Origin of the sequence: uncultured Alistipes sp. (assembly GCF_902388705.1) — a bacterium.
Taxonomy (GTDB): Bacteria; Bacteroidota; Bacteroidia; order Bacteroidales; family Rikenellaceae; genus Alistipes.
Genome location: NZ_CABMQJ010000086.1, coordinates 1 through 6292 on the forward strand (window position 1 = coordinate 1; position 6292 = coordinate 6292).

Annotated in this window: 5 protein-coding genes; 3 read left to right on the plus strand and 2 right to left on the minus strand. The window is 59.4% G+C overall.

The features are described from left to right. Both QZT71_RS11645 and QZT71_RS11650 read right to left on the minus strand, forming a co-directional pair. Positions 1-866 (minus strand): YgcG family protein (locus QZT71_RS11645; protein WP_295916387.1); only part of this gene is annotated, 866 nt, incomplete at its 3' end. Positions 867-1035: 169 nt separating this feature from the next. Next, complete coding sequence (locus QZT71_RS11650; RefSeq protein ID WP_295916390.1) at positions 1036-2313, minus strand: alpha-amylase family glycosyl hydrolase; 1278 nt, start codon at positions 2311-2313, stop codon at positions 1036-1038. 185 nt (positions 2314-2498) lie between these two features. Here QZT71_RS11650 and QZT71_RS11655 point away from each other — a divergent pair, with 185 nt between their 5' ends. From QZT71_RS11655 to QZT71_RS11665, 3 genes are read left to right on the plus strand one after another with little or no spacing between them, the layout of a single operon-like run. Continuing rightward, positions 2499-3296: a polysaccharide biosynthesis/export family protein gene (locus QZT71_RS11655; protein ID WP_295916392.1), complete on the plus strand. Its 798-nt coding sequence runs from the start codon at positions 2499-2501 to the stop codon at positions 3294-3296. A 9-nt stretch (positions 3297-3305) separates the two neighbouring features. Then, the gene (locus QZT71_RS11660; RefSeq protein ID WP_295916395.1) at positions 3306-5759 is read left to right on the plus strand and encodes a polysaccharide biosynthesis tyrosine autokinase; all 2454 of its coding nucleotides are present in this window, start codon (positions 3306-3308) and stop codon (positions 5757-5759) included. Between the two features lie 2 nt (positions 5760-5761). Next, positions 5762-6151: a hypothetical protein gene (locus tag QZT71_RS11665; protein WP_295916397.1), complete on the plus strand. Its 390-nt coding sequence runs from the start codon at positions 5762-5764 to the stop codon at positions 6149-6151. Positions 6152-6292 lie beyond the last annotated feature (141 nt).

Genomic DNA, 6292 nt, shown 5'->3' on the forward strand with positions numbered 1-6292 from the left:
AAGCCTCCGCCGCGCGAACCGCCCCCGAAACCGCCGAACCCCCGGCCGCCCCCGATAATCGTTCCGCCGCCCGCACCGTCGCCGAAGTTGTCGTCGCGCAGGTTTTTAGCCCGTCGTTTGACCACGAATCCGCAGTTGGAGCAGACATACGTATATTCGACCAGCCGGTAACTGGGCGTCACTTTCAGGATGTCGGCCGACTCCTGCCGGAGCGTCAGCTTATGACAGTTCGGGCAGCGCTTGCGGGCGTAATAAGCCGCCATGACAATCCCCATCGGCACGACGACAAAACCCATGACAATCAAGAAAACCGCCCACGAGGGCAGGTCATCCCCGGCCGTATCGGTTCCGCCCAAGTCCAGTTCGCTGCCCTCGAGCAGCTGTGCCACGGCTTCCACACCCGCGACCATGCCGCCGCTGTAATCGCCCTCGCGGAACAGCGGAAGCATGTATTTCAGTTGAATCCGCTTGCAGATGGCATCGGGCAGCACGCCCTCCAGGCCGCCGCCCGTGACGAAGCGCACCTCCCTGCGGTCTTTGACCAGCAGAATCCCCAGCCCGTTGTCGTTTTCAGCCCGGCCCACGCCCCATTTCGAAAAGAGGTCGATGGAGAAGTCGAAAACGTCGCCGCCCGCAATGTCGTCCACGGCGACCACGGCGACCTGTGCGATGGCCCGCTCGCGCAGCGTCCCGCACACGGCGTCGATACGCGCCACGGCGTCCGCCGAGAGTATCCCGTCGGGATTCGACACGTAGCGCGTGCGGTCGGCGTGCTGGACATTGGGAATGTCGTCCACGCGGTACGTACCCGCCAGCGCCGCGAGGCACGGGGCACACAAAAGACAGAGGATGAAAAAGCGCTTCATATTCATTGGCAAAAATAGGAAAAAATTCCACAATGCGAAACACGCTCCGGCGGCGATTCGTATCCGTAAAACCACAAAACAAACCGGTATCCGGGCCCGGTGCGCCCCCGGTTTACATACCGTCGGCAGGAATCAGGCGCCGGAGGCCAGCACCCGCCGGAACACGGGGTCAGCGCGTCAGGATACGGTAGCTCCACGGGACCATATCCTCCTCGACATGCCCGCGCAGCTCGTATGCGCCGCCCGTCATGGCATCGGTGTACATACCGGCGTAAATCCCCGTATAGTAATCGGCGTGGATGGCATAGGGCGACAGGTTCATGATTGCGACTACGCGGTTGCCGTCCGTTTCGCGCACGAAAGTCATCAGGCAGTCTTCGGCATTGTTGCGGATTTCAATCATCTCGCCGCCCCGCTCCCCGGCCGCAAGCGCCGGATTGGCGTGCCGCATCCCGATCAGTCGGCGGTAAAACGCGGTGAACGAATTGGCCTCACAGGCGGGCATCGGGTCGCGGTCGAAGAATGCGAACGAATGGTCATAGCCGACCTCCTGCCCGGTGTAGACCAGCGGCAGGCCGCGCGGCACGACGAACGTGAAGACCGCCATAATCTCGCGGGCATCGCCCATGCGCGTGAACTCCGAACCGTTCCACGTATTCTCGTCATGGTTGGACGTGAACACAAGGCGCATGGCCGAGTGCGGAAAACGCTTCCGGTCGGCGTAAATATAGTCGCGCAGCGCCGTGACGCGCACTCTCTGCTGCGCCACATCGTTCATCAGGTGGTGCATCTCCCAGGCATAGCAGGCGTCGAAAGCCCCCTCTTCGAAGAGGTTCCGCTCCTCGGCCTCGGCCAGCATGAACAGGTCGGGCTTCACGTTCCGCAGGCGGCGGGCCGTTTCTTTCCAGAACTCCACCGGCACCAGCATCGCCATATCGCAGCGGAAGCCGTCGACGGCGTGCTCCCGCACCCAGAACTCCATAGCCTCGGCCTGCGCCCGCCACACGTCGCGGTTGGCATAGTTGAGCTTGGCCGTATCCGTCCAGTCCCACGGCACGGCGGGAGCCCCCGCCGCATCGCGCTCGTACCAGTCGGCAGGCTTCTCGGCGAGCCAGCGGGCATCGCGCGCCGTATGGTTGGCGACCCAGTCCAGCAGCACTTTCATTCCCAGCCGGTGCGCCTCGGCGACGAACACATCGAAATCCGCCATCGTCCCCAGCTCGGGGTTGACGGCACAATAGTCGCGGATCGAATAATAGGAGCCCAGCGCCCCCTTGCGCCCCTCGGCACCAATCGGATAGATAGGCATGAGCCACACGGCGTCGAAGCCCGCGTCATGCAGGAGGCACAGATGCCCGGCGGCGGCGCGCAGCGTCCCCTCCCGCGTCAGCTGGCGCACGTTCATTTCGTAGATTACAGCCTGGTAGCTCCATTCGGAATGCAGCATATTTTTTACTTTAAATCGGTACTTATCGCTATTTTTTCAGTTTCGGAGTGTCAAATGTACACTTTTTTCCGAACAAATAACCTGCCGTCCGCCCCAAAGGCGCAAAATACGGGCGAAACGGACGCGGTTATTTCATATAAAATGTTTACCTTTGCGCTCGATACAAAATAACGCCTTAATTACATATGAAGCAATTCCGCTTTTTTTCCGCGGCCATGCTGACGCTCCTCCTCGTCACGTCATGCGCCTCGCAGAAACGTGCTTGGTATCTGCAAGATGCCCAGCCGTTCACGCCCGAGCAGATCGCGCAGAGCGGTCAAATCCGCATCAAACCCCTCGACCGGCTGACGATTGTCGTCAACAGCAAAGACCCCGAACTGGCACTGCCGTTCAACTCGTCGTCGTCGTACAACTCCCTGACCGGGACCTCCAACTACGGCTCGGCGAACGTCCAGTCGCTGCAAATCCGTACGGTGGATGAGGACGGCATGCTCGACATGCCCGTAATCGGGAAAATCGAATGCAAAGGCAAGACCCGCAGCGAACTGGCGCAGACGATTGCCGACAAAATCATCGAAGGCGGCTACATCAACGACCCCTCGGTCAACGTGCAGTTCGCGGACATGAAAATCTCGGTCACGGGCGAAGTGGCCCGCCCGGGGCAGTACGACGTCACCCGCGACAAAATCACCATCTTCGACGCCCTTGCCATGGCCGGTGATTTGACCATCTACGGCGTGCGCGGCGACGTGGCGGTCATCCGCGAAGTGAACGGCGTGCGCACCATCGAATACCTCGACCTCACCTCGAAAGACATCTTCACCTCCCCAGCCTTCTACATCCAGCAGAACGACATGATTTATGTCAAGCCCAACAAGTACAAGGCCCAGTCGGGTGAGATCAGCCAGAACCGCAATTTCTATCTCTCGCTCGTAGGTACGGCCATTTCCGTGGCGACGCTTATCATTACCCTGACCAAATAAGCTGCGAAAATGACAGAACAACCCATAAACCAGCATCCGCTCAACGACGAAAACGAGAATACGAGCGGCATCACGCTCCACGACCTGCTCCAGATGGTGTTCGCCAACTGGTACTGGTTCGCGCTTTCGGTGGTCGTCTGCCTCGGTGCGGCCTACTACTACCTGGCCAGCACCCCCAAAATATACAGCCGCACGGCCACCATCCTCGTCAAGGACAGCCGCAAGGGCGGCGACGCCGACCTGGGGGCATTCAGCGACCTGGTGGGCTTCCAGAGCCGCCGCAACGTCGACAACGAGGTTTACATCCTCCAGTCGCACCGGCTGATGACCGACGTGGTCAAACAGCTCCACCTGACGGTCAACTACTCCGTGCGGGAACGCCTCCGCACGCTCGACCTCTACGGCCGCTCGCCGATCGGGGTCGAATTCATCGACGACGACAACCAGGCCGTTTCGCTGGAGGTGACCCCCACCGGCGGCAACGGAATCGAACTGACGGACTTCATGGACAAGTTTGTCACCAAGCAGGACACCAAAAGGGTCATCCGTGCACAATACGGCGATACGATTGCCACCCCCGTGGGGCAAATCGTCGTGAACAGGACCGTGTTCATGGACTCCACCTACTTCAAGCGGCCCATCACGGTCACCAAAGGCTCGCTCAGGGCCACGGCCAACGCCTACCGCGCCTCGGTGAAAAGCGAAGTCGCCAACAAGCAGGCTTCGATCGTCACCATCTCGATGAACAGCTCCGTCCCCAAGCGCGCCGAGGATGTAATCAACACGCTGATTTCCGCCTACGAGGAGGACGCCATCGCCGACAAACGCCAGCTTTCGATCGTCACGGCCAACTTCATCAAAGACCGCATGCAGGCAATCGGGCGGGAGCTGGGCGACGTGGACAGCGAAATCGAGGGCATCAAGAAGAGCAACCGCATGATCGACATGACCACGGAAGCCACCCGCAGCATTACGGAAAGCACGAAATACAAGGCCGAAGGGCTTTCAATCGAGAACCAGATCAGCGTCGCCGAGTATATCCGCGACTACCTCAACGACAAGTCCCATGCCGGGGAGCTGATTCCGATGGTGGCCTCGATGACCAATCCGGCCATCGTCGCGCAAATCAGCGAATACAACGAAGCGATTCTGCGCCGCGAAAAACTGCTCGAGAACAGCTCCGAGCGCAGTCCGGTCATACAGGATCTCGACAACGTGCTGGCCGCCGTGCGCCGCTCCATCCTCACCTCGCTCAATTCGCACATCTCGACGCTCGAAATACAGCTCGCCACCATGCGCAGCGAAGAGGCGCAGGTCAACCGCCGTATCTCGACCATGCCCTCGCAGGAGAAAGTCATGCTCGACATCATGCGCCAGCAGAAAATCAAGGAGGAACTGTTCCTCTACCTGCTCAACAAACAGGAGGAAACGCAGCTCAACTATGCGGTGGCCGAGAGCAACTCGCGCACAATCGACTGGGCGTACGGCAGCTCCAGGCCCGTTTCGCCCCGCTCGACGGTAATCCTGGCCATCAGCCTGCTGGCCGGACTGGCGATTCCGTTCGGCATCCTCTACCTGATCGGCATGCTCGACACGACCATCCGCGGCCGCAAGGACATCGAAGAGAACATCAGCGCCCCGTTCCTGGGCGACATCCCGTTCCTCGAGGGGGACACCAAGGGAGGCGTGGTCGTTCGCGAAACGGGCCGCGACGCCCTCTCCGAGGCATTCCGTATCCTGCGCTCGAACATGACGTTCATGAACGTTTCGTCGGGCAAGGAGATTAAAAGCGTGCTCTTCACCTCGTCGGATCCGCACGCCGGCAAGACGTTCGTGGCGATGAACCTCGCCATGACGCTCGCCATGGCCGGCAAGCGGGTCGTGCTGGTCGACCTCGACCTGCGCCGCCACGCGCTCTCCACGTCGCTGGGACGCAGCAACAGCAAGCACGGCGTTTCGGGCTACCTGGCAGGTACGATCACCGACATCGACGAGCTGGTTTCGAACATGGGCATGCACAAGAACCTCGACGTGATTTGCGCCGGCCTGCAACCGCCCAACCCGACGGAGATGCTGCTCTCGGAGCGCCTCGACCAACTCATCGCCGAGCTGCGCGAGCGTTACGATTACGTATTCATCGACAGCACCCCCGCCATGTCGGTGGCCGACGCGGTCATCACCGACCGGCTCTCCGACCTCTGTATCTACATCGTGCGCGAAGGCGTGCTGGACCGCCGCCAGCTGCCCGACATCGAACGGCTCTACCGCGAGAAGAAGTTCCGCAACATGTGCATCGTCCTCAACGGCACGCGTACGCGCCGCCACGGTTACGGTTACGGCTATGGCTACGGCTACGGTTACGGCTACGGCTATGGATACGGTTACGACAACCACCAGGAAACCAGCTACCGCAAGCGAATCAAACTCTTTTTCAGCAAACTCGGACGTAAAATAAAGAAATAACGATGGCAATACGCAATGCATTGGTGGCCGTGGATTTCGACGGCACCGTCGTGACGCACGCATATCCCGAAACCGGCGACGACGCCGGGGCTGTCCCCGTCCTGAAAGAACTCACCGACAACGGCTGCCGCCTGATACTCTACACGATGCGCTCGGGCAAGCTGCTCGACGACGCAATCCGGTGGTTCCGCGAACGGAACATTCCCCTTTACGCCGTGAACGAGAACCCATCGCAGCAGCGCTGGACTTCGTCGCCGAAAGTCCATGCCGACCTATATATAGACGACAGCAGCCTCGGCTGCCCTATCCGGTTCGTCGACGGGGTGAAACGCCCCGTCGCCGACTGGGTGCGTATCCGCGAACAACTGGTCAAAGAGGGATTTTTAGATTAAAAATACATTTTTCAAAGCTTCCTATTGAGATAAAATCAAATTAAAATAAAAATAATTTGTTTTTATATAAATAAAATTTAATTTTGCAGATTTATAAAGTAAAGCCCTAAAATGAAAACAAGAGCTAAACAAGTGCAAATA

Excerpts from the sequence above, each read along its gene's own strand:
- QZT71_RS11650 (WP_295916390.1), bottom strand. The coding sequence starts at position 2,313 with ATGCTGCATTCCGAATGGAGCTACCAGGCTGTAATCTACGAAATGAAC.
- QZT71_RS11655 (WP_295916392.1), top strand. The coding sequence starts at position 2,499 with ATGAAGCAATTCCGCTTTTTTTCCGCGGCCATGCTGACGCTCCTCCTC.
- QZT71_RS11660 (WP_295916395.1), top strand. The coding sequence starts at position 3,306 with ATGACAGAACAACCCATAAACCAGCATCCGCTCAACGACGAAAACGAG.
- QZT71_RS11665 (WP_295916397.1), top strand. The coding sequence starts at position 5,762 with ATGGCAATACGCAATGCATTGGTGGCCGTGGATTTCGACGGCACCGTC.